The organism is Qipengyuania sp. NPDC077410 (genome assembly GCF_044543405.1).
Classification (GTDB): Bacteria; Pseudomonadota; Alphaproteobacteria; order Sphingomonadales; family Sphingomonadaceae; genus Qipengyuania; species Qipengyuania pacifica.
On sequence record NZ_JBITWB010000001.1, the window covers coordinates 1,151,265 to 1,174,923 of the forward strand.

A 23,659-nucleotide genomic window follows, 5' to 3' on the forward strand; every position below is an offset into this window, starting at 1 on the left:
ACATAGAACGGAAATGGTAAAATGACAGTATTCTAATTTTGGCATCTCAAGCATGCCCCCGGAACCAAGGAAAGTTGATTTGTCGACATCATAGACTGCAAACTTGAGCCTCGATATTTGTAGGCTTCGTCATTTGTGACAGACGAGACAGCCGCTGTCCTCGTCCGCAAGCATCTGTTCCACCGTCCTATCGGTGATCCGTGCTCTCAGCGAATTTGGCATTCTGCGAGCGAGCGCCTGTGCCTTGCGCTCTTCATGATTGCGCTCGATCTCGGCAACCCGCTCCGGCCGCGCCAGTTCTTCGAGACTTTCGTTCTGGGTCCAGGTGAACGGTGAACCGTGCTCGATGGCTGATTTCTCGTAACGCTTGGCTTCCTCGAAGGCGTCCGGGTGCTCGCGCATCAGCCGCACCCATTCGATCTTCTGCTGGTAAAAGCAGAATGTGCAACCGCTGCGAGAGCGCCAGCGATAGTAATCCGGTAGGCCAAGCCCGGAGTTTTCCAGCAGGCCGATGACCGAAGCCTTGTCGAGGCCGGCCTCCCTCAATGGGAAATGGACGTGCATGTTGGGGTGGGTTGCGATCATTCCCGAGCGGCTCGGCTCGTCGGCCCGGATCGCGACATAGGAATGCACCTCCACGCCTGCGTCGAGATGCGGTTTGAGCCACTTCTGGAACGGCTGAATCTTGAGCTGCCGCGTGCACCAGCGGGTACGCGGGGAAGGCAGGAAGTGGCCGTATTCGGCTAGCCAAAAATCGAAATCCCGACCAGGGTTGAGCATTTCAATGGTCTTGCCAAGGAAGCCCTCAAGGCGGCCGAGATAATCGTAGACCTCGGGTAGCTCCTTGCCGGTGTCAGTGAAGAAATACCGCACATCGATGTCCGGACGGTGATCGCGCATCCAGACCGCGAGGGCAGCGCTGTCTCGTCCGCCGGACAGACCCAGAACATGCATCGCCTCGCCGGTCACGCTTCCTTCTCCGCGCTGATGGGCACAGTGACATCGCGCTCGCCGTCATCCTCGATATGACGCTGCGCGAGCTCCGCGATCACGGCGAGCACCATATCGGGCTCGAGCTGTGCGGCGTCGAGCGTCTTGCCGATCTCGTCGAGAAGTGGCCCTAGGCGCTTCTGCGCCTCGGTTGCAATCTGTGCTCTGCGAACGACGCTTCGTTCGGTCGACCCGACACCCGCCATCACCATCACCGCGGTCTGGGTCGGTTGCTGGTCGCTGTCGCCGAACAGTTCCACGCGGCGGAACCGGTAGGCGTATTCCGACAGTTGCATCGCCGCCCGGCTCGGCTCGAGATCGTGCCACGTCGTCACCGGCTTGCCCATCACGAGACCGCAAATTTCCGCCATGCTTTCCGTCGACCCATCGAACTCGGCCAGCCTCGTGATGAAGCCTCGAAGCTTGAGGTCGTCTCCCCCATGCCCCGCTATTCGCTTGGCTCGCTCCACCAACTCGGCGAGATTTCCTGCGTCGCGATGTTTCAGGCCCTCCAGCATCCGGGTTTTCAGATCCTCGATCATGTCTGGGTAAGCGTGATCAAGTTCGCTGAGGACCGTGCGCAGCGCACGTGCGGTGCCTTCGCCTGAAGCCTCGAGCGCTTCGGGTATGTCGACGAAGAGGAACTGGTAGGGATCATCCGCATCGAGCAACAAGCGGCGCACATCGATCGCTTGCTTGGAGAGTGTGGCTTGCGCCTTGCGGGACCAGTTGGGAAGGCTGTACGCAAACTGCACGAGCGCCTGTGCTATATCGAGCGGCTCCTCCGATGGCGCCTCTTCGACGAATTCGCTCGCGACGGCGGCAAACTCCTTCAGCGCGACCGCATTCGCGGCATCGGTCGGAACCGATCTCAGCGCAATATGTTCGGGGTCCTGCAGCAGAAGATCCATGACCAGATCGGATATGGCCGGCTGGAAGGCCTCTTTCGCATAGACCGCGGTGCTGTGACGGCGCGAGAAAAGATAGGTCACGATTAACAGGGGCATCACGCCTTGCTGCACGCCGTAAGGCGGCTCGCCCCACGCCCGGTAAATGTCGGCAACACAAACCTGCTCGCCGGCTTCGAGCAGGTCATCGGTCAGCGACCAGAGAGGGGCGAAGGTGCTGGTCTCGCTGGGCGGAACGAAGTCCCACCGCTCGCCTTGCCGGACATAGAGACCCGCGCGTTCCAGAACGGTAACCGCTAGGCCCTTCTCGGCCGGATAGCCCTTGATCCCGAAGTGCTGCTCGCCGCGGCCCACTACGATAGCATGCAACAGGGCTCGCAACGCCGCATTGGAATTGCTCGAAGGCCGCCGACGATTGATGAGTTCGGAATGCACGATCGGAGCCTGCCGGAAAGTCCGCCGGGCGATATCGCTTGCTGCTTGCGACAGGCCATAGGAAAGCGACTGCAAATCGAGCGGCTTACCAGTGTCGAACCAGTGCGCGCGCTCGAAACCGTCTCTCAAGAGACCTTCCAGCTGCGCGGACAAATGGGCAATGCGGGCATCGATCTCGCGCCTGGCGGCTGCATCTCCGGCCAGTTCGGGGCTTTCGTTGCGCACGTCGCGCGCGGCTTCGAGCTCGATCGCTGTTTTGCGAATGTCCGCACTGTTCGATGCAAGACCGACAATTACGGGCAGACCGTGCCGATGCTCCGTGCGCGAGACTTCGATCAGGCTCGCCTCCGCTTGGTCGGGATCGACGTCGATCCCAGGCAGAAGCAGCAGGAACTTGCCAGCAGCCCCGGCGCTAACCCGAACGTCTTTCGGACCAAGCCCTTGCGGCGCCAGTTCGCCGATTTGTGCGTCGAACCAGCGCGGCGTGCCATATTCGGCGTAATGCCGTTTGGCCAGAATCGGCTGCAGCGAGGCGAGATCGTTCAGCGACGCTATCTCGAGCCGCCCGCGTTCGGCGATGCGGGCCTCGATTTCGCCCTCGATGTCGAAATCGCTGCCGGCATAGATTGCATAGGCGCCCAGATGACGACGGTAGACAAGCGCCGAAATCTTGACGAGATCGGCAAGCTGATCTTCGACGTCGGCATCGGAATGACCGAGGCTTGCCGCGATTGTCCGGGGCGAGGCTGCCAGTCCCGATCCATTGCTGAACAGATCGATGACCGCTACGGTCTTCGCGATCTGCAAGCGCAGGTGGGTGCCGTCGCGGCCCGCCCTCGCTATCGCTTCTGCGGCCTGTGCCCAGCGATGGCCGTCGGGCGAAGCCATGATCGCGGGCTCCAGATTGACCTGCAGATAATCCCAAAGTTCTGCCGGTCTGAAGGTTTTTCCTGAGGCGAGCGTCGTGCGCTGAAGAAATTCGGTGAAGCCGCTGGGTTCCGCTGAGGCAAGAAAACCGAACAGGCTGCGTTCGTTCTGGCTGAAGCGCCGCCGGGTGATCGGTCCAAGCAGCGCTGCCGCCGCAGGGTTGAGAGGCCAGCAATCGTCGAGCCTCTCCGCAAGATCCTTGGGCACACCTGGTCGCCGTTCGGCAATCTCGCTGGCAACAATAGCGGCAATCGGATGCGACTGAGGGTGCGAACGCTCTGTCGTGACGGCACGCCCGACCAATTCGATCACCTCGTCGACCGCCGTAATGATCGGGACATCCGCAAAGCGGCCCTGAATCTTGCGCCATTCGTCCTGGACGCTCTGGCCAAGACGATCCGCATAGCGCTCGAAAGCCTGGTGCAGTACGCCCACGACGATAAGCCTTCCCTCGCTGCGATTGGCGGCCTCTGCGAGATCCTGGAAGAAATGGATGTCGATGGCGTGGTCGGCAGCACCTTCCAGATATTTGCCCAGCTCATCGACAATGACGAGCACTCCGCCCTTGGGACGCGCTTCAACCTCGCGCTGCAGCCGCTCGACGATATCGCGCCCGTCAGCAGCTTCCATCTTGGACCGCTTGGTCCGCGCGTGGCCCGGCTCGCCAGCGATTGCTGATGCGAGCGCTTCGCGCAGGTCGGCCACCGGATCGCCCCTCCGACCGCTCAGCGACACGCAGAGCCAGTCTTTGGGCGCACGCCCGAAAACGGCGGTTACTTCGGGCACATCGCCAAGGAGTTGTTTCGCTTCTTTGAAGGCAGGTCCGCGCCCGAGCGAGTAGGAGGCAAGCGCGAGCGCGAGGCTCGACTTGCCGCCGCCATAAGGGCCCGTCCATGTGAACGCGCCCTGGCCGTTTGTCGCGAGGCGGAGCGTGGTGGTCAACGCATCGCGCGCCGATCCTTGCAGTACATAACCGGACAGGGGGTCGGCCTGGCCAAAATCGGCGTCGATTCTGACCGATCGCTGGTAGCGCGGCGCGACCGAAACATGGTCTGCGAGGTAGGTCTGGGTCATGCCGCGAGCGCCTTGGTGTGCGGATAGGCGCTGGCGATAAAGGAGGCCGGATCGGGCAAGCTTTCTCCCCGCCTTGCAATCGCGCGCACGCCTGCGCTGTCGGTCCACAGAAAGGCGCCCTTGGCGACCCTTTCGATATCGACAAGCCGGTCGATCAGCGCATCCTCGTCTAGCTTGAAGATCCGCCCCGGCGATCCGGGCTCGTATACCAGCGTATCGATGGCGAGCGTTGCTTGCTCGGGTGCACGCCTTGCCCAGAAATCTGCAAGCGCAAAAAGGAAGATACCGTTGGGCAAGCCGGGCTTGGGCCCATGGCGGAAAGCGAACGATCGCGATGACACTTCGCGCATAAGGCCAAGTTCGCCAAGTACGGTTTCCACCTGATCGTCAACCGCGCCCGCGCCGACCTTGGCGACATAGGATCTGACAAAGCATTCCACGTCGCGCTTGATCGTTGTGGAGGAGGCCCGCGACCGGTCGAGTTGGGCACACAGCAGCCGGATCGGCTCGGCAATGCCGTCGCGGTCGAACCCGTGTGCATTCAGATGGTTGAACGCATAATACCATGTCGTCGCGCGCTCGAAATTGCTGGCGATCTGCCAATGGAGCAGCCATGTGGTCGCGAGGCTTTCCATGAATGGATCGAGACCTGTATCGCGGTCGAAGATGAGCTTGCCGAAGGACGTTGCCTTCAAGGCGCCGACACCCCGCTCCGGGTCTTCTTCAATGATTCGGCAAGTGAGCGCCCAATGCTTGATTGCCGCAACCATATTCTTGCCGACTCCGAACCGGATGATCCCTTCGTCCTTGTCGAAGGTATTTGGGGCCGGAGCCTCCGCATCCTCGCAGACCGCATCGTAAGCCTTGCGTAGCCACAGCCGCCTCAGCGGAAAGGTTTCATGTCCCGCGAAGCGCGTCTTCACGCCGGTTTGTCCAAGAGGGCCTCTGAGCATAGCTTTTTCCTACTGGTGATTTCCCCCAGTTGGCAACCTCGATGCGGGCCCTGCTTGGAAATTTACGCTTCAGGCCGCTGCTCGGTAGGCTTTCTCGTGCGCGGCCAAGAGCGCACTGACGGCACGGTCGATATCGGCCTCGGAAGTGGTTCGGCCAATCCCGATGCGAACGGACGACGAAGCCTCGTCAAAGGAAAGCCCTTGCGCCAACAGGACGTAAGATGGCTCGATGCTGCCTGAGTTGCAGGCTGAGCCTGTCGATGCCGATAGTTCGCCGCGGGCATGCAAGAGGATGTCTTCCGCATTCACTCCCTCGGCCCTGAGGCTCGTGCAACCCGGGATGCGCTCGGCATGCGGATTGATAGTGAAAGGACATCCCTTCCTGGTGACCCGATCTTCTAAAAGTCTTTGTAATGATTGAATATGTGTGCGTGCCGACTGGCCGTGGCGCTCGTAAAGCCGCGCCGCCGCTGCAAGCCCGGCGCAAAGCGGAACCGGCACTGTACCGCTGCGTCCGAGAGGCTGCTGTCCACCGCCATCAAGCTGCGGAACGAGCCGTAACCGCGCGGCGCGCGACACGACAAGGCCGCCGATGCCTTTTGGACCGTAGAACTTGTGACCGGAGAAACTCAGCAGATCGGCACCGGTATGGTTGAAGTCGACATCGATCTTTCCGACGGTCTGCGCCGCGTCTGTGTGAAACAGGACACCTTGGCGATGACAGATTTCGGCAATCTCGCGCACGGGTTGAATGACGCCGGTTTCGTTGTTGGCGTGCATGACCGATACGAGCGCCGTGTCGGGCCTCAGGGCCTGCGCGATGGCTTCTGCGCGAACGCGGCCATCTGCCCCCGGTTTGACTTCGGTGACCTCGATCCCGGTTTTCACGAGCGAACGGGCGGCCTCCAGCACGCATTTGTGCTCGATCGATGACACCACCAGATGGTTTCCGCGTCGTTCGGCTGAGCTCATAACACCTTTGATGGCGAGGTTGTTCGCCTCGGTTGCTCCGCTGGTGAAGAGGATTTCGTCCTCCCCGGCTCCGAGCAGCGCCGCGAGCGCTTCGCGCGATCGTTCGACAATTTTCGAGGCCTGCAGGCCATGCGCATGATCCGAATGCGGATTGCCCCAGTCATGGCTCATCGCGTCCGTCATCGCATCGATGACCGAGGGATCGACCGGAGTTGAGGCCATGAAATCGAGATAGGCGGGGCCGGGTCTGCGCAAGGAACAACCTTCATTGAAATCGGTGCACCGATAAGACCAAACCTGGCCTGGCAAAGCAACCACGATCGCGCGGTGTTCGAGCCTGAATGGCGACGCCCTCCCGATTTGGCCTTGCCTTTTATTTCTTATTCTTCGCCTTTCTACGCCGATTGCAGATCACTGTTGCCCGAGGGCAAAGTAATGTCTTTTTGATCTGCCTCGCGAACGCAGCCGATGGTCGGTTGCCGCATCCGAGGCAGTCCATGAGCGTCATCCCCCTTCGATCCGAAGTCTCATCGCGCGGCGCGCGCATGCTGCGCACTGCGCTTGGCGGCGACATCGCCCGCTGGCTCGACGAGCCCGATGTCATCGAAGTCATGCTCAACCCCGACGGGCGTCTCTGGGTGGACCGGTTGGGCGAGGGTCTCGCGGCGAGCGAATGTCTGATGAGCGCAGCCGATGGCGAGCGGATCATCCGGCTGGTCGCCCATCATGTCGGCGCCGAGGTGCATGCAAGCGTACCGCGTGTGTCCGCCGAACTGCCGGAAGGCGGCGAGCGCTTCGAAGGTCTGCTGCCACCGGTGGTTGCCGCCCCGAGCTTCGCCATCCGCAAACCAGCCATCGCGGTGTTCTCGCTGGCCGATTACGTGACGACCGGGATCATGAGCAAATGGCAGGCCGAAGCGCTTGCCGGTGCGGTCGCTGCGAGAAAGAACATTCTGGTCGTCGGCGGCACCTCGACCGGCAAGACGACGCTCACCAATGCGTTGCTCGCCGAGGTCGCAGCCACGTCCGACCGTGTCGTCCTCATCGAGGATACGCTGGAGCTGCAATGTGCAGCGCCCAATCTGGTATCGCTGCGAACCAAGGACGGCGTTGCGACTTTGTCCGATCTTGTCCGGTCGGCGCTGCGCCTGCGGCCCGATCGCATTCCCATCGGAGAGGTGCGCGGTGCCGAGGCGCTCGATCTGCTGAAAGCCTGGGGCACCGGTCATCCAGGCGGGGTCGGCACGCTTCACGCCGGCTCGGCGCTTGGCACACTGCGGCGGCTCGAACAGCTTATCCAGGAAAGCGTGGTCACCGTGCCGCGCGCGCTGATCGCCGAGACCATCGATATTATCGCCGTGCTTGTGCGCGACGGCACCGGGCGGCGCCTTGCCGAACTCGCCGAGGTGCGCGGACTCGATGCCGCGGGCGAATACGTCCTCGCACCCCTTCCATCCACAACAGGAGACCATTCGTGACCCATATCTTTTCGCGGGCGCGACCGCGCCTGTCCGCTTTGATCGTTGGGAGCGTCATTGCGCTGGCATTTGCGGCGCCCGCCCAGGCCGCCGGCTCGTCGATGCCGTGGGAAGCGCCGCTCCAGGCGATCCTCGAATCAATCCAGGGCCCGGTCGCCAAGATTGTCGCGGTGATCATCATCATCGCCACCGGGCTGGCGCTCGCTTTCGGGGATACATCGGGAGGCTTCAGGCGCCTGATCCAGATCGTCTTCGGGCTTTCGATCGCCTTTGCCGCGTCCTCCTTCTTCCTTTCGTTCTTCTCCTTCGGCGGCGGAGCGCTGGTCTGATGGACAGCGGTCAATCTCCTCTGCCGAACGGCTTTGCTGTTCCAGTTCACCGGGCGCTGACCGAGCATATCCTGCTCGGCGGTGCGCCGCGCGGGCTCGCTATCGCCAATGCGACGTTGGCGGGCGCAATCGGACTGGGTCTGCAGCTGTGGATCGCAGGCGCCGCGTTTTTCGCGCTCGGCCACATGGTCGCGGTCTGGGCCGCCCGGCACGATCCGCAATTCGTCGATGTCGCGCGGCGGCATCTGCGGTTCCCCGCACATCTGCAGGTCTGAGCCATGCTGTCCCTGCGCGAATATCGAAACAAGGCCGACCGGCTTGCGGATTTCCTGCCATGGGCGGCGCTCGTCGCCCCCGGCGTTGTGCTCAACAAGGACGGCAGCTTCCAGCGCACCGCCCGCTTTCGCGGGCCGGATCTCGACAGTTCGACTCCTGCCGAACTGGTTGCCACGACCGCTCGATTGAACAGCGCGCTGCGCCGGCTCGGGTCGGGCTGGTCGATCTTCGTCGAGGCCGTGCGCCGTCCGGCACTTGATTATCCCGTCTGCGCCTTTCCCGATCCGGCTTCGGCACTGGTCGAACGCGAGCGCGCCGCGCAGTTCGCAGAAGAGGGCGCGCATTTCGAGAGCCGCTATTTTCTGACCCTCCTATGGATGCCGCCAGCCGAGGATGCCGCGCGGGCTGAAAGCTGGCTCTACGAAGGAAGGGCCGAGAAAGGCGTGGATCCGCGCGAGCTTCTCGAGGGCTTCGCCGATCGGACCGACCGGCTGCTGCGCCTGTTCGAAGGGTTCTTTCCTGAGGTCCAATGGCTCGATGATGGCGAGACCCTGAGCTATCTTCACAGCTGCATCTCGACGCGACTGCACGATGTACGCGTTCCCGAAACCCCGATGCATCTCGATGCGCTGCTTGCCGACGAGCCGCTGACCGGCGGTCTCGAACCGCGCCTGGGTGCGGCCCATCTGCGGACACTGACCGTGATCGGCTTTCCGAGCGCGACATTCCCCGGCCTGCTCGATGAACTCAATGCGCTAGGCTTTGCCTATCGCTGGTCGACGCGGGCAATCATGCTCGACAAATCCGATGCGACGAAGCTGCTTTCGAAAATTCGCCGCCAGTGGTTCGCCAAGCGCAAATCGGTCGCCGCGATCCTCAAGGAAGTGATGACCAACGAGGCTTCGGTGCTGGTCGACAGCGATGCCGCCAACAAGGCCGAGGATGCCGATGCCGCGCTGCAGGAGCTGGGCGCCGACCATGTCGGGCTCGCGCTGGTCACCGCGACCGTTACGGTGTGGGACGAGGAACCGGCGCTTGCCGCCGAGAAGCTGCGGCTGGTCGAAAAGGTCATCCAGGGCCGCGATTTTACCTGCGTGACCGAAGGCATGAATGCGATCGAGGCCTGGCTCGGATCGCTGCCCGGCCATGTCTACGGCAATGTTCGCCAGCCCCCGATCTCGACGCTGAACCTTGCGCATATGATGCCGCTTTCGGCTGTCTGGGCCGGACTGGAACACGATGCGCATTTCAACGCGCCGCCGTTGTTTTACGCCAAGACCGAAGGCTCGACCCCGTTCCGGTTTTCGCTTCATGTCGGTGACGTCGGACACAGCCTCGTCGTCGGTCCGACCGGGGCGGGCAAATCGGTCTTGCTGGCAATGATGGCGTTGCAGTTTCGCCGCTATGCCGGGTCGCAGATTTTCGCTTTCGATTTCGGTGGCTCGATCCGTGCGGCCGCGCTCGTGTGCGGCGGCGATTGGCAGGATCTGGGATCGAGTCTTTCCGAGGACAGCGACGAGCCAGTCCTGCTGCAACCGTTGGCGCGGATCCATGAGCCGGCACAGCGCAACTGGGCCTCGGAATGGCTTCAGGCGATCCTCGCTGCGGAGGGCGTCGCACTCGATCCGGAAACCAAGGATCATCTGTGGTCGGCGCTGAGCTCGCTGGCGAGCGCGCCGGTCGCTGAGCGCACGCTCACCGGGCTTGCTGTCCTTTTGCAATCGCAGGCATTGAAGCAGGCGCTTGCCCCCTACTGCGTCGGCGGGCCGTTCGGACGGCTCCTCGATGCCGAGAGCGAACGGCTGGGCGAAGCGAGTTTCCAGGCGTTCGAGACCGAAGGGCTGACCGGATCGGCGGCTGCGCCTGCCGTGCTGTCCTATCTGTTTCACAGTATCGAAGGCCGCCTCGACGGCTCGCCGACGCTCATCATCATCGATGAAGGCTGGCTGGTGCTCGACAGTCCGGCCTTCGCCGCGCAATTGCGCGAATGGCTCAAGACCCTGCGCAAAAAGAATGCGAGCGTCGTTTTCGCCACTCAAAGCCTTGCAGATATCGAGACCTCGGCGATCGCGCCCGCGATTATCGAAAGCTGCCCGACGCGAATCTTCCTGCCCAATGACCGGGCGGTCGAACCCCAGATTTTGAGTATCTATCGCCGCTTCGGGCTGAACGACCGCCAGATTGAAATCCTCAGCCGGGCAACGGCCAAGCGCGATTATTACTGTCAGTCCTCTCGCGGTAATCGCCTGTTCGAACTGGGCCTTGGCGAAGTGGCGCTCGCCTTTGCCGCCGCTTCTTCCAAGAGCGACCAGCTCGCCATGTCCCGCATCATCGAAGAGCATGGTCGGAGCGGCTTTGCCGTCCACTGGCTCAGGTATCGCGGCCTCCACTGGGCCGCCGAATTGCTCGGCAGCGATGCGCACTCTTCCGACCCCCCAAACCCATCAGAAGGAGACCTGAAGTGACCTCTCGAAAAATCGTCCGCAGCCTGGCCATGGGCACCGCGCTCGCCTTGGCGAGTACGAGCGCCTTGGTATCAACGCCTGCACACGCCCAGTTCGGCGGGATCGTTTACGATCCGTCCAATTACGCGCAGAACGTGCTGACTGCCGCGCGCACGCTCGAGCAGATCAACAACCAGATCCGCATGCTGCAGAACCAGGCGACGTCGCTCATCAACGAGGCGAAGAACCTTCAGAGCCTGCCGCTGACGATCGTGCAGCCCCTGCAGGACCAGATCCTGCAGACCCAGCAACTGCTGAATGAAGCCCAGCGCATCGCCTACGATGTCCGCACCATCGAGGGCGCTTTCGACCAGCATTACAAGAACGTACCGCTCGGTGCCTCGCAGCGGGCGATGGTCGAAGGCGCCGAGGCGCGCTGGCAAAACAGCGTGGTGGCTTTCGAAGATGCCCTCAAGGTCCAGGCGGGCACGGTTGCCAATATCGAAGGTTCGCGCGAAGCGCTCGGCAGCCTCGTTTCCGCAAGCCAGTCCGCCACGGGCGCCTTGCAGGCAGCACAGGCTGGCAACCAGCTGCTGGCATTGCAGGCCCGCCAGCTGGCCGACCTGACCGCCACGATCGCCGCTACTGGCCGGGCGCAGGCGCTCGATGCCGCCGAACGCGCGGCGGCCAAGGCACAGGCGCGCGAGCAGTTGAGGCGGTTTCTCGCTATTCGTCCGCGCTATCTGCCCGGCGGATCGGACTGATCCGCGATGGACACCAAGCTCCTCGCGCGCATCGGTGCCGTTGTGTTCGTCGGTCTCGCCATCGCGACGACGATCGTCCAGCTGCGCGAGGAGCCCGCGCCGGTGCGGCAAGCTGACCGGCGCATATGGGTGCCCGACGGTGATCCGCTGCCAGCACAGCTGAGGGCTTGCGCTCAAATGGGCGAACTGGCGCTGTCCTCGCCCGATTGCCGCGCGGCCTGGGCCGAAAAACGCCGCCGCTTCTTCGGCGTCGATCACCCCGAGGCTTATTCCGGGATCGGCGACAGGGCGCTGCCTGAGTCCTTTTCCCGCGAAGCGAGAGGAGAGAACTGACATGGGCGGCACCGGTGTTGTCGATCGCTTCCTCGCGATCTTCTCGCAATATATCGACAGCGGCTTCGGGCTGCTTTCTGGCGAGGTCGCCTTTATCGCGACCACGCTGATCGTGATCGATGTCACGCTCGCCGCCCTGTTCTGGAGCTGGGGCGCGAACGACGACATCATCGCCCGGCTCGTCAAGAAGACGCTTTTCGTCGGAATCTTTGCCTACATCATCGGCAACTGGAGCGCGCTCGCCAATATCGTGTTCAACAGCTTTGCCGGGCTAGGCCTGAAGGCGAGCGGCTCGGGGCTTGGCGCGAGCGATCTGTTGCAGCCGGGACGGGTGGCGCAAGTAGGCATCGATGCCGCCTGGCCGCTCCTCGAATCGATTGCCGATTTGATGGGCTATGTCGGCTTCTTCGAGAATTTTCTGCAGATCATCATCCTGCTGGTCGCCTGGGCGATTGTCATCATCGCCTTCTTCATTCTCTCCATCCAGCTGTTCGTCACCCTGATCGAGTTCAAACTGACGACCTTGGCGGGTTTCGTGCTCATTCCCTTTGGACTGTTCGGCAAGACCGCCTTCCTTGCCGAACGTGTGCTCGGCAATGTGGTCTCCTCGGGGATCAAGGTTCTCGTTCTCGCCGTCATCATCGGCATCGGTTCGACGCTCTTCGCCGAATTCACCGGCGCCATCCCCGGCGAGCCGACCATCGAGGATGCGCTGGCCATCGTGCTCGCCAGCCTCACCCTGCTTGGTCTGGGCATTTTCGGGCCGGGGATCGCCAATGGCATTGTCGCGGGCGGTCCGCAGCTCGGTGCAGGCGCTGCCGCAGGCACCGCGCTTCTTGCAGGCGGTGCTGCGGTTGGCGGCGTGGCCGGTGCCAAACTTGCGGGCGGCGCGGTCGCCAGTGCTGCCTCTTCCGTCGCGCGAGGCACCTCGCGCGCTGCCGGAGGTGCGACCATGGCCTATGCCACCGGTTCGGCGGGCAAGAGCGGCGGCGCCGCGGTTGCAAGCGGAATGGCGGGTGTTGGCCGCGCAGCAGGCGGTGCCGCCATGTCGCCGCTACGCAAAGCGGCAGACAGCGCCAGGAGCAATTTCCGCGACGGGGCGCGTGCGTCGGTCGGGAACATGGGTGGCCGCATCGTGCCCGCTCACGGTGCTTCGTCACCGGATCCGGAACAGACGAACGGCCCGCCGGCCTGGGCGCGGTCCATGAAGCACAGGCAGAGCCTGGGGCACTCGGCCTCGCTTGCCGCGCACACCGTGCGCTCCGGTGATGGCCACGGTGCAGGCGCTTCCATCGACACCAAAGAGAAGGATTAGCTTTCAATGTTCAAACGGCCTTCGATCCGCTACGCAAAAACGCCTCAAGCAGAGACGCCCTACCAGCGCGCGGCGCAGGTCTGGGACGAACGCATCGGTTCCGCGCGCGTCCAGGCAAAGAGCTGGCGCTACGCCTTTTTCGGCGCCCTCGGCCTGTCGGCAGCGCTGACGGGCGGGCTCGTGTGGCAGAATGCGCGCGGCACCATCGTGCCCTGGGTGGTCGAGGTCGATAGGCTCGGCGAGGCCCGCACCGTCGCTCCTGCCGCTGCGGATTACGAGCCGACCGATCCGCAGATCGCCTTTCACCTCGCCCGGTTTATCGAGCATGTCCGCGCTATCCCCGACGATCCGATTGTGGTGCGCGAGAACTGGCTCAGAGCCTACCAGTTCGCCAGCGACAAGGGCGCCTTGGCGCTCAACGATTATGCGCGGGCCAACGACCCGTTCGCGGCAATCGGCCGCGAACAGGTTGCGGTCGATGTCACCAGCGTGATCCGAGCCTCGCCGCGCAGCTTCCGCGTGGCCTGGGTCGAGCGGCGCTACCGCGACGGCGCGCTCGCCGAAACCACTCGCTGGACCGCTATCCTCGGCGTTGCCGTCCAGCCTCCCAGAACGCCCGACGCGCTCACCAGCAATCCGCTCGGGATCTTCGTCACCTCGATCAACTGGTCAAAGGAGCTTGGCTGATGACGCACTTACTTCAATTCTCCCGTCCGGCGCTGCTCGCAGCCGGCGTTCTACTCCTTGCCGGATCGCCCGCGTCAGCGACGCCTGCGCCGCAGGCCCGGGCCGCATCGCGGGCGATCACCGCCTTCGACCTCGCCGATGCATCCCGCCTTGTTCAGGCCATTGCATATGCCAACACCCCCTCGCGGCAGGCCTCCCCCACTGCCGCGCGCCGCTCCCCTGCCTCTGACCCCGCCCCTGATCCTCAGAGCCATGTGGGAGCGGCGAACGAGGCCGCCAGGATCGAACCGGACAATGCCGGATTTGACAATGCCATCCAGCGCTATGCCTATCGCGAAGGTGCGTTGTTCCAGGTCTACGCCAAACCCGGGCAGGTGACCGACATCGCCTTGCAGGAGGGCGAAACGCTGGTCGGCCCCGGGCCGGTCGCTGCAGGTGATACCGTGCGCTGGATGATCGGCGACACGCTGAGCGGCTCGGGAGCGACGCAGCGGGTGCATATCCTTATCAAACCGACGCGGCCCGACATCGCCACCAATCTGGTCATCAATACCGACCGCCGCACCTATCATATCGAACTGCGCGCCAATCCGGACATCTATATGGCCTCGGTCAGCTGGTCCTATCCGGCAGACGAACTGATCGCGCTGCGCCTTGAAGAAGAGCGAGCGGCGCGAGCCACACCAGTCGCCGACGGGTTCACGCTTGAGGCGCTCAATTTCGAGTACCGCATCTCGGGTGCCAAGCCTGACTGGCGCCCGCTACGGGTCTTCGACGACGGACAGCGGACCCTGGTCGAGTTTCCACCCGATATCGCCCAGGGCGAAATGCCCCCGTTCTTCGTGGTGGGCGCGGATGGCGCAGCCGAGCTAGTCAACTACCGGATCGCCGGGCGCTATCTCATCGTCGACCGCCTCTTCCACAAGGCCGAACTGCGCCTCGGTACCGGTCGCAGACAGGTCCGCGTAAAGATTGAAAACCGCAAGCGGGGGCGGTCGTGAACGAGGAAAGCAAGACCGAGCCGCCACCCGATGCCGAAAGCATCGTTCAATTGCGCGGGGAAGGACCGCGCGTGGTCAGGCTCTCGCGCAAGGCTATCGGCATTGCCAGCGCCGCGGGTCTGGCCGTGCTTGGCGGTATACTGCTCTACGCCCTGCAACCGGCTTCGCAGGATTTTGGCGAAGAGCTGGTCAACACCGAGGGGATTGCTGTGGCAGACGGACTTGCCACTGCCCCGGCAGACTATTCGCAGGTTCCGAGGTTAGGGCCGCCGCTGCCGGGCGATCTCGGTCAACCGATCCTCGAGGCTCAGGATCGCGGGGCAGTTGCCGCGCTTCCACCGGTCGGCGCCCCGCCTCCGACACCGTCACAGCGGGCGGCGCCGAGCCCCGAGGATATGGCGCGCGAACGCTTAGAACAGGAACGCGAGGCGGCGCGCGGCAGTCGCCTGTTTTTCGGCGGCGGGACACCCGCCGCCAATTCCGGTCCGGCAGCTTCGGGTGCTGGGCCGCAACCCCCAGCACCAGGTCAGCCAACCGTCTCGACCGCGCGGCCGAGTTTTCTCGAACGGCCTGCCGACACGCGGACAGCGTCTTTGCAGCGGCTCGAGGCGGTGCCATCTGGCGCGCTGCTTCAGGCCGGGTCGATCATTCCGGCAGCGCTGATTACCGGTATCCGATCGGACCAGCCCGGCCTGGTGACTGCGCAGGTGACCGAGAATGTCTATGACAGCCTGACCGGGCGGCACCTTCTGATCCCGCAAGGTGCGCGCCTGATCGGTGAATACGAGTCCGATGTCGGATTCGGCCAACGCCGGGTGCTGCTGGCCTGGACCAGGCTTATCCTGCCTGATGGTCGCTCGATTGTGCTCGATCGTCAGCCAGTTGCCGATCCCTCGGGCTATGCTGGACTGGAGGACGGCGTCGATTACCATTGGGGCGGTGTCGTCAAGGCGGCGCTCGTTTCCACTTTGCTCGGGATTGGCGGCGAACTCGGCGCAGGCGGAGATGATGACCTGCTGCGCGCTGTTCGCCGCGGCAGCCAGGACAGCATCAATCGCGCGGGCGAGCAGGTCGTTGCACGCGAGCTTGATATCCGCCCGACGCTGACGATCCGTCCCGGCTTTCCCGTACGCGTTCTGGTGACGCGCGATATTGTGCTGGAGGGTGGAGCATGACCCGGCTCAAGCTCTCCGACATTACCGATGGCAAGCCCGTCAAGCTGACGATAGAGATCCCTGCGCGGGTCCATCGCCGGCTGGTCGAATATGGGAACGTGCTCAATGGCGGCGTTTCAAAGGGTGCACCCGAGCCCGCAGCTCTGATCCCACCAATGATCGAGCGCTTCGTCGCCAGTGACCGGGATTTCGCCAAGGCACGCAGAAGAACGCATGCATCATCAAGTCGATAAGTTCTGAGACTGTCCGGACTTTTTCTGGTTTCTCTTAACCAGTATTGGATAAGAAATGTGCCAATAGGTAGAATTGCTCTGTATTCCTGTACATGATCGGCTCTACTGTCGGATCGGGAATTCAGGTTCCTCGCGACCGGGTGGCGATGCTCATGTCCAGGCTCCTCGCTAAAACCATCGATGCACTTGCCAACGAGTGCTTCCATCACCCGGTCGCACCTCGTTTGTCGGACTATCTGTTTATAATTCCATTATAAGTTGGCCCCATCTGGCCATGCTCTTCATGCTCTGACCGCGACGATTGGAGTCGCGATCAAAGCAGAGGAGTGATCAATGAAGGAACTCGACACAATCCAGAGAGAGATCATCGATCTCGGCAGCGCATCCGAGGAGACCAAGGGCGACGCCCTGTTCGACATCGATGTGAGCGGCGGTCGTTTGTCCTATGCCACCGGCATGGCTGACGACTGAAGCTCGCGAGGGGCGCGTGCCGGACCTGGCCGCGCCCCTTCTCCTCGTACAAACTTCATGGTCAATCCGGATCCCGAGGCTCTCGCGTGGTGCAAGGTGAGCGAACGTTTCATCTTTCTGGACATCGCGCGGGACCGCTATTTTGCGTTGGCGGACGGAGTGCAGCACGTGTTTCTCGAAAGGCTCGGCATCGAAGCCACGGTGTCCTGGCATCAGCCGCCACCACTGCCGCGCCCTGCGGCCTGGCTCGTCCCGCAGCGTGTTTCCCATGATATTGGTGAAGGACCTTTCCGGCTGGCCGATGTGGCCGCAGCTGTCTGGTCTCAGCGCCGGATCGAACATCGCCTTGCGCGGACATCATTCCAGACGGTCCTCGTTGAACTTCGCCACCTGACCGAGCAACGCACGCAGCGCCATTCCACCAAATCCCGGTCGGGTCCCACAGTACGTGCTTTCGAGCAAGCCCGCCTTCTGCGTTCGGCCGCAGACCGCTGTCTCCCGCGTTCGATCGCGTTGAAATTACGCCTCGCCAAGCTGAGACTGCGCACGCATCTTGTTATTGGCGTGAAGGACCGGCCGTTCGGTGCCCACGCCTGGGTCCAGCATGGCGACATTGTGCTGAATGACAGCTTGGAAGAAGTTCGGCGCTACACGCCGATACTGATAATTTGAAACAGGGCCGCTTCGTGCTTGCCGTCCCGCGTCGGCGTGGCGTCCCGCCGGTCGTTCGCAGAAGCGCAAGTCCTGACGATGTTTGCGATGATAATGCTTCATTCTGGACCAGCGATGACACTCCCGAAGCCAGTCTGGGAACGCACGGCTTCCTGATCGGGTGCGTCTTCTCTGCACAAACTGCCCGAACGGTCGACGCCGTCCCGCTACCTGAATCCGAGTCCGCCCAGGCCACCGCCATGCGGCTTGTTCGGAATTATTGGGGTGCCTACGTCGCGATCCTGCCTGATCCGGGGCGCCGCACTCTTGCGTTGCTGGTCGATCCCTCTGGCCTGTTTCCGGTCTACCGCAGAATGAGCCAGACGCATGTGGTGTTTGCGTCCGATACCTATCTGCTCGGAGAAGTTCTTGGAGATCGCCTCAAGGTCGACTGGGCCGCGCTCGCGTTGTTCCTTCGCTATCCCGAATTGCGGCAGAAGCAGACGTGCCTGGCGGGCGTGGAGGAGCTTGCCCCAGGTACGCTCCTGGTGACCGGCGGCACCCAGGAACTTGAGCAGCCGGTCTGGAGTGCTTCGGACTATCTTCCTCAAGGGCGCGCTCCGTCGTTGGGCGATGCTGCCGCAGAGCTGAGAGAACTGGCAACCCGGACCTGTGGTGCATGGACAGACCTGTTAGGACCCGTGGCTGTCGCCACCTCGGGCGGAGTGGATTCGTCCTTCCTGTGCGCCGCACTCGCCGCTGGCGACAGGGATTTTGGATGCATCACGCTGGCGACCTCCGACAGCAGCGGCGACGAAAGCGATTATGCCCGGCTGCTTGCCGATCATCTGGATGCGGATTTCACACGGCGGGTTTATGATCCGGCCTATTACCGTCCCACCGCATGTTCATCCGCGGGTCTTTCGCGGCCCGGTCGAAAGGGGTTTCTGACGGCGGTCGACGCCCTGCTCGCCGCGGGTTCTGCAGAGCTGGGAAAAGCCATCGTCCTAGATGGCAATGGCGGTGATAATCTCTTCTGTTTTCTCCATTCCGCAGCACCGATCGTAGACCGGCTGCGGAACGAGGGGCCAAGGGCGGCGCTTTTCGAAACTCTGCCAGACATGTGCTGTGTCACAGGTTGCGATGTTCCGACCATGCTGCGCGCGACCGGCAAGCGTCTGATGGGAGGCCATTCGAAACAGGATTGGGCGCCAGACAGCCGATTGCTTGCCGATGCGGCCATCTTGGAGGACTCACCCGTACCGTTGACGCCGTGGCATCGCCTGTCGACCTGGCGCCACCCAGGCAAACACGATCACCTCGCGCTGATCATGCGCGCGCAGCATCATGTACACGGCTTCGGTCCCGGGCCAGCGCGCTTCTCCCCGCTGATGAGCCAGCCCCTGCTCGAATTCTGCCTCGGCGTCCCCACCTGGGCCTGGGTGAAAGGCGGTCAGAACCGTGCGCTTGCCCGCGCAGCCTTCTCGGACCTGCTTCCTCGCAGCGTTCTCGATCGCACCTCCAAGGCGGGACCCGACAGTTTCATTCGAGGCGCCTTCGACAGTCATCGCGCCGTGCTTCGTGACCTGCTTCTCGACGGCTTACTGGCGGAACAGGGCGTGATTGATCGCGCAGCTGTCGAGCAGGCTTTCACGCTCGAAACATCGCGGCGCGGATCGATGGTCTACCGCCTGCTGGACCTCGTCGAGGCCGAGAACTGGTCGCGCTCATGGGGCTGAGCTACGACCATCCAAGCATCGTAGGTCCTCCCGGGCCGGCGCGCCATCCATTGCCAACCATCGCGCATATTGTCCGGCCTTTGCCGGGTCGCAATCGATCCGCTGCATCAACCAGAATTCGAACCATTCCACTGATCGCCGGTAGATTGCCTGACGGTGTGTGGGCTGCCACTTGATATGGGTCTCATCTTCCAGGACGTAGAGCTCAATCGGTCTCCCGCGGTGCGAGTAGGTCTCGAAAACATCGAGGCCCGCTTCATATTCACTGTCCCCGGTCTGGATCAGGATCGGCACATCGACATCATCGACATTGAGAATAAGCGACATCGGTTTCCAGAACTCTTCGCTACCCGGCTCGAAATGGCGGTATCCCATCGCCCGTACGAAATCTGTGAAGCGCGGACCTGCGGCGAGGGGGTAAGAATACATGTCTTCGCAGCAAGAGCCCATCGACGCGACCCGGAACAGCTCCGAATTGATCAGCGCCCACTGGACGGTCGACCCGCCATCGCTAAAGCCGCTTATGCCCATGCGTGCAGGATCAACCGCACCGGTATCTATAGCGAGCGAGATCGCAGTCTCGAGCGAGGAATGGACTCTGCGACGGTCAATCCAGTTTGCGCGGTTGGCGCGGGTGAGTTCTTCTTCGGTGGTCGCGCCAAGCGCCGCGGCAGAGAAGTCCGGACGGTCGAAACTGAGCACGGCGAAACCGCGGTTGGCCAGCGGATGGATGGGAACCTCGTCCCCGGTACCGCCGCGCAGGAACCCTACACTTGTATATTGCACGACGACCAAGGGATGACGTTGCCCGGCCTGGTGGTCCGGTGGCAGGACAAGATCGGCATAGCTTTGGGCCCCGAAAGCATTGCGGAACCTGAGGCGCTCAACGGTCCCGAAGGTCCTATCTTCAAGCTGCGGATTGGGATCGTGTACGAGGCGCTCTGCACCGGTGACGACATCGATTGCAACCAGACGGCGAGGCTGACCGAACCCTTCGCGGCCGCACAGCAATTCGCCGCCGACCACCATGCATCCGACCAGCGCGTCTTCGGTAAGCAGGGTTTGGCGCGGTTGCGCCTCGCCAAGCTTCCATCGCAGAATGGCGGTCTGACTGTTGGCCCAACCAGTAGCTTGAAGAGCGAGCAGCGAAGCTCCATCGCTAGCCCACCACAGCTCGCGAATCCCTTCGCAGGCCATTTGTTCGCAGACTATGCGATTGCCATCAGGCCACGCGACGACAAGCCTAGTGGGGCTGATCAGCCGCGTGGGCTCGCTCGGCTCGAGCCACGCCGCAACTCCGTCACCATTCTCGGCATAGGCGCGGGGTCTATCCGGGAGGCCCTCTGGCGCTTCGCCCGAGAGCAGGCGCGTTTCTTGCGAACTCGCGACCCGCACTTCGCCATCCGCCAGCGACACGTAGCTATAGTGCGTTTCGAGTTGTCCGGTCGGAATTGGCCGATCGGCGAATTGCGGCGAGAAACGCTCGTCGAACAAAAATCCTTCGGCCGCTTCGCGTGCGATAGCCTCTGACTGGATGCGTATCCCGGGACGCGTCGCGACTATCAGTGCAGTTCCGTCGTTCGTCCATGCGAAACTATCGACATTATCGGGAACGGCGGTCGCCTGTCGCGGTGGTACCGTTCGGTCAGGATCGACCAGCCATACCTGGGTCGAACCGTTCAGCCTCTTGAGATAGCCGATCTGGGAACCGTTCGGCGACCAGCGGGGCGGATTGGGCCTGTCCCATCCGCCCATAATCGCGGGGAAGTCGCGCAATCGGAAATCATCGCGGATGAATTCGCCGCCCCGGTCGACCTCGACGGCGGCACCGCTTCCGTCCATCGTCGCAATCATAAGCCTCTGGCAGTAGCCGTTGGCTTCCGGATTTGCGCGTTTTACGACGAAAGCGATGTGCTCGCCGTCGGGCGCTACACCGAAGGCCCGCGCAGCGCCGACCGGATTGGCGCGTCCGATGTCCGCCATCCTGACCTGGTCATCGAGCGTAAAGGCCCGCTGGCCACTGCCCGATAGATCCTCTGCCTCTTCGAAACCTGCACACGGATCCTCTTGCGGCGGCGGCAGGTCCACGCGCGGAACGATGGATTGGGACAGCGCTGCAGCGAGGGCCAGCGACATTACCAGTGCCTCCGGATTCCGAAAGCGATAAACCGTCCGATCGGGGAGTAGTTCGTCGAATCAAAAGGCGTATCGGTCGGGCCCGTCTGTCCAATGATCTCGGGTTCGTCATCGAACACGTTTTGCACGGTCAGCGACAATGTGAGTCCGGGGTTGCGCCCTTCGCCACCGATCACATCGTAGCTCACGCCAAGATCGAGTGTGGCGCTTGGCGACAGGCGTTCCGCCACGCCGAAGCGCGGATCTTCCAGTGCTCCTATATAATTGACTGCCGCATTGGCCTTGAAAGTGCCGGCTTCGAAACGGGCCACGCCTCGTGCGCGGAATTGCGGCGGATTAAAAATCGTCCCGGCGAGCTGAACCTGCGGTAGGTCGGAATTCAGGCGCTGGTTGCTGTCGAGCCAGCTGCCAGCGACTTCCAGGCCCAGTCTGCGCTGGTTACCGAGGTCGTGGTCCCACGAAATCCGCGCATCGATCCCTTCGACTGCCCAGACGGCGACATTGCGATTGCGGTTGTCGATGAAGGCTACGACATTGGCCGGATCATAGGGCGATCCGGAAAAATTTTCGAGGCCGAACAAAGAATTTTCGATCAGCCCGGAAAAGATTGCGGGATCGGGCGAGAAATCGATCAGGCTTGCATAACCCGGATCGCGAAAACCGGCGACAACCGATCCCGCAATCGGGCGAACCACCCGGTCGCGATAGCGAATGTCATACCAGGTGGCCGACACGAGCAAACCCGGCACTGACGGCGGACGATATTCGAAACCGGCTGTCCAGCTGCGCGCACGTTCCGATGTCACATCCGGGTTGCCGCCGCTTGTTACGAAGACGGTTTGCGGAGCCGTACCCGCGCCGAAGATCGACGCTGGCAGCACGATGGTCTGGTACGGAATGAACCTCTGGTAAAGCGTTGGAGCCTTGAACGATCTCGCCCAGCTTCCCCGTAGGGTCAAGCCTGGTGAGGGCGCGTAGACCAAGCCGATGCGCGGCGTGGTCTGGCTGTCGAGACCGGGATAGCTTTCATGACGAGCGGCCAGCGAAACACTTAGCTCATCGATACCTCCGATCGCATTGCGCGACGACACCAACGGGAGGAACAGCTCCCCATAGGCAAAGCGGGCCCGCTGCGCTTCGTCGAAAGCGATAACGAGATTGCCGCCTTCCGAGCGCGAGAAATCGAGCGAATTATCGCGCAAGCCAGCACCAATTGCGAGGCGCGCATCGCCTCCTGGCAATGCAAAGAGTGGCCCCTCCGCACCGGCTTCGAGCGATAGTACCTCGTTGCAAAAGCAGCCTTCGGTCACGCTTGTCGGACCAGACGGCCGTGTAAAGGTCGTGCGGTAGCGCGTCCTGTCCCGTCCAAAAACGCCGAGCACCGACAGCTGCCACGAAGATCCGATATCGACCTTGAGCGACGGTGCGAGCGTGTAGGATTCGACCACTGGATCTGCGGTCTGGCGGAGCGTGGAAGACCCGGTGATGCGAACCGAGCTGCGCCGCGAATAAAGTGCGTCCACGCTTGCCTCGATACCGGGTGATATTTCGTGATGTCCGGAAAGCGTGACGGCATGCCGTTCCTGCGACGGAAACAGCGTGGTCTCGGGGTCGAGCGCGGCCGCATAGGATCGCTGCCCCGCCTCGATATCGGAGTTGTTGGTGAAATCGTAGGCGAGGAAAAATCCGCCGCCATCCCACCGGGATCCACCGACGAAATCGGCCTGCTGGCGAAAATACCCGCCATCGGTGCTCGCGCCGATCTGGGCCGATGTTTCCACGCCTTCGAAATCCCGGCGCAGGATTACGTTGACCACGCCGGCGACAGCGTCGGATCCGTAAAGCGCCGACGCGCCGTCCGGGACGACCTCGATCCGCTCTACCGCCGCGAGCGGGATTGCCGAAATATCGACCCCTGCGAAGGCGGAATCGTATGGAAGGCGATGGCCATTGAGAAACGTAAGCGTTGCATCGGGACCCAGACCGCGCAGGTTCGCACTGGCCGCAGAGTTTACATTGCTGTTGATAAGCCCGGCACCCGAACCCACTCCGGGGTTCTGACCGCCCGAGAAATTTTGGGGTAAGCTGCGGATTGCTTCACCCAGATCTACCTGCCCGGCCTCGACGATCGTCTCGCGATCAAGTTCGATGACTTCACCGATCACCCTTGCGCCTCGGATTCGCGTTCCCGTGACAACGATCGCAGAACTTTCGCCGTCCGAAGCCGTATCGCCAACCTCGGTAGCGTCATCTTGTGGCTGTTCGCTTGGACTGTCTTGGGCGAAAAGTGGAGGAGCGGCACCTGCAAATGCTGCCCCGGTTAGAAGAATGGAAAGCGTGCGAATTTTCGACGGCATAAGGGTCTCCC

At 62.5% G+C, this 23,659-nt stretch carries 20 protein-coding genes; 14 read left to right on the plus strand and 6 right to left on the minus strand.

The genetic code is table 11. The features are described from left to right. Nucleotides 1–129: 129 nt before the first annotated feature. The 4 genes from ACIGGE_RS05740 to ACIGGE_RS05755 all read right to left on the minus strand — a co-directional run bounded on the left by ACIGGE_RS05740 (nucleotide 130) and on the right by ACIGGE_RS05755 (nucleotide 6,514). Nucleotides 130–969 carry a phosphoadenosine phosphosulfate reductase family protein gene (locus ACIGGE_RS05740; RefSeq protein WP_010240132.1) on the minus strand — a complete coding sequence of 280 codons (840 nt, stop codon included), beginning with the start codon at nucleotides 967–969 and terminating at the stop codon, nucleotides 130–132. After that, nucleotides 966–4,334: a hypothetical protein gene (locus tag ACIGGE_RS05745; RefSeq protein WP_397489664.1), complete on the minus strand. Its 3,369-nt coding sequence runs from the start codon at nucleotides 4,332–4,334 to the stop codon at nucleotides 966–968. Before ACIGGE_RS05745 ends, ACIGGE_RS05740 begins: the two co-directional genes overlap by 4 nt. Continuing rightward, nucleotides 4,331–5,257: a DUF4007 family protein gene (locus tag ACIGGE_RS05750; protein WP_010240493.1), complete on the minus strand. Its 927-nt coding sequence runs from the start codon at nucleotides 5,255–5,257 to the stop codon at nucleotides 4,331–4,333. The genes ACIGGE_RS05745 and ACIGGE_RS05750 overlap by 4 nt, the downstream gene beginning before the upstream one ends. Nucleotides 5,258–5,356: 99 nt before the next feature. Beyond that, a complete protein-coding gene (locus ACIGGE_RS05755; RefSeq protein WP_060703634.1) occupies nucleotides 5,357–6,514 on the minus strand; it encodes a cysteine desulfurase family protein in 1,158 nt (385 codons plus the stop codon). Nucleotides 6,515–6,756: 242 nt separating this feature from the next. Here ACIGGE_RS05755 and trbB point away from each other — a divergent pair, with 242 nt between their 5' ends. From trbB to ACIGGE_RS05825, 14 genes are all read left to right on the plus strand, one after another. Then, nucleotides 6,757–7,737, plus strand: coding sequence for a P-type conjugative transfer ATPase TrbB (trbB, locus tag ACIGGE_RS05760; protein WP_029140414.1), 981 nt, complete (start codon nucleotides 6,757–6,759; stop codon nucleotides 7,735–7,737). A gap of 5 nt (nucleotides 7,738–7,742) precedes the next feature. Next, the gene (locus tag ACIGGE_RS05765) at nucleotides 7,743–8,066 is read left to right on the plus strand and encodes a TrbC/VirB2 family protein (protein ID WP_369813978.1); all 324 of its coding nucleotides are present in this window, start codon (nucleotides 7,743–7,745) and stop codon (nucleotides 8,064–8,066) included. Continuing rightward, nucleotides 8,066–8,341 carry a VirB3 family type IV secretion system protein gene (locus tag ACIGGE_RS05770; protein WP_010240658.1) on the plus strand — a complete coding sequence of 92 codons (276 nt, stop codon included), beginning with the start codon at nucleotides 8,066–8,068 and terminating at the stop codon, nucleotides 8,339–8,341. The genes ACIGGE_RS05765 and ACIGGE_RS05770 overlap by 1 nt, the downstream gene beginning before the upstream one ends. A 3-nt stretch (nucleotides 8,342–8,344) precedes the next feature. Further along, nucleotides 8,345–10,807, plus strand: a complete 2,463-nt coding sequence (gene trbE / locus ACIGGE_RS05775) for a conjugal transfer protein TrbE (protein WP_060703633.1) — start codon at nucleotides 8,345–8,347, stop codon at nucleotides 10,805–10,807. After that, the gene (trbJ, locus tag ACIGGE_RS05780) at nucleotides 10,804–11,550 is read left to right on the plus strand and encodes a P-type conjugative transfer protein TrbJ (RefSeq protein ID WP_372519974.1); all 747 of its coding nucleotides are present in this window, start codon (nucleotides 10,804–10,806) and stop codon (nucleotides 11,548–11,550) included. The genes trbE and trbJ overlap by 4 nt, the downstream gene beginning before the upstream one ends. 6 nt (nucleotides 11,551–11,556) lie before the next feature. Next, entirely contained in the window at nucleotides 11,557–11,883 is a 327-nt protein-coding gene (gene trbK-alt / locus ACIGGE_RS05785; protein ID WP_050775919.1) for a putative entry exclusion protein TrbK-alt, read from the plus strand. A 1-nt stretch (nucleotide 11,884) separates the two neighbouring features. Further along, nucleotides 11,885–13,198, plus strand: coding sequence for a P-type conjugative transfer protein TrbL (trbL, locus tag ACIGGE_RS05790; protein WP_010240177.1), 1,314 nt, complete (start codon nucleotides 11,885–11,887; stop codon nucleotides 13,196–13,198). Nucleotides 13,199–13,204: 6 nt separating this feature from the next. After that, complete coding sequence (trbF, locus tag ACIGGE_RS05795; protein ID WP_010240179.1) at nucleotides 13,205–13,885, plus strand: conjugal transfer protein TrbF; 681 nt, start codon at nucleotides 13,205–13,207, stop codon at nucleotides 13,883–13,885. After that, the gene (gene trbG, locus ACIGGE_RS05800; protein ID WP_397489665.1) at nucleotides 13,885–14,886 is read left to right on the plus strand and encodes a P-type conjugative transfer protein TrbG; all 1,002 of its coding nucleotides are present in this window, start codon (nucleotides 13,885–13,887) and stop codon (nucleotides 14,884–14,886) included. The genes trbF and trbG overlap by 1 nt, the downstream gene beginning before the upstream one ends. Continuing rightward, nucleotides 14,883–16,061 carry a TrbI/VirB10 family protein gene (locus tag ACIGGE_RS05805; protein WP_397489666.1) on the plus strand — a complete coding sequence of 393 codons (1,179 nt, stop codon included), beginning with the start codon at nucleotides 14,883–14,885 and terminating at the stop codon, nucleotides 16,059–16,061. The genes trbG and ACIGGE_RS05805 overlap by 4 nt, the downstream gene beginning before the upstream one ends. After that, nucleotides 16,058–16,294: a DUF2274 domain-containing protein gene (locus ACIGGE_RS05810; RefSeq protein WP_397489667.1), complete on the plus strand. Its 237-nt coding sequence runs from the start codon at nucleotides 16,058–16,060 to the stop codon at nucleotides 16,292–16,294. Before ACIGGE_RS05805 ends, ACIGGE_RS05810 begins: the two co-directional genes overlap by 4 nt. A 333-nt stretch (nucleotides 16,295–16,627) precedes the next feature. Next, nucleotides 16,628–16,765 (plus strand): benenodin family lasso peptide, encoded by a 138-nt coding sequence (locus ACIGGE_RS05815; protein WP_156170876.1) that lies wholly within the window; start codon nucleotides 16,628–16,630, stop codon nucleotides 16,763–16,765. Nucleotides 16,766–16,861: 96 nt separating this feature from the next. Next, nucleotides 16,862–17,437 carry a lasso peptide biosynthesis B2 protein gene (locus tag ACIGGE_RS05820; RefSeq protein WP_397489668.1) on the plus strand — a complete coding sequence of 192 codons (576 nt, stop codon included), beginning with the start codon at nucleotides 16,862–16,864 and terminating at the stop codon, nucleotides 17,435–17,437. A gap of 239 nt (nucleotides 17,438–17,676) precedes the next feature. Next, the gene (locus tag ACIGGE_RS05825; protein ID WP_397489669.1) at nucleotides 17,677–19,155 is read left to right on the plus strand and encodes an asparagine synthase-related protein; all 1,479 of its coding nucleotides are present in this window, start codon (nucleotides 17,677–17,679) and stop codon (nucleotides 19,153–19,155) included. On the opposite strand, the gene ACIGGE_RS05830 is transcribed toward ACIGGE_RS05825, so the two are convergent. Beyond that, nucleotides 19,144–21,291: an Atxe2 family lasso peptide isopeptidase gene (locus tag ACIGGE_RS05830; protein WP_397489670.1), complete on the minus strand. Its 2,148-nt coding sequence runs from the start codon at nucleotides 21,289–21,291 to the stop codon at nucleotides 19,144–19,146. The two genes, ACIGGE_RS05825 and ACIGGE_RS05830, sit on opposite strands and share 12 nt — an antisense overlap. Further along, a complete protein-coding gene (locus ACIGGE_RS05835) occupies nucleotides 21,291–23,648 on the minus strand; it encodes a TonB-dependent receptor domain-containing protein (RefSeq protein WP_082834725.1) in 2,358 nt (785 codons plus the stop codon). Before ACIGGE_RS05835 ends, ACIGGE_RS05830 begins: the two co-directional genes overlap by 1 nt. Between the last annotated feature and the right edge of the window lie 11 nt (nucleotides 23,649–23,659).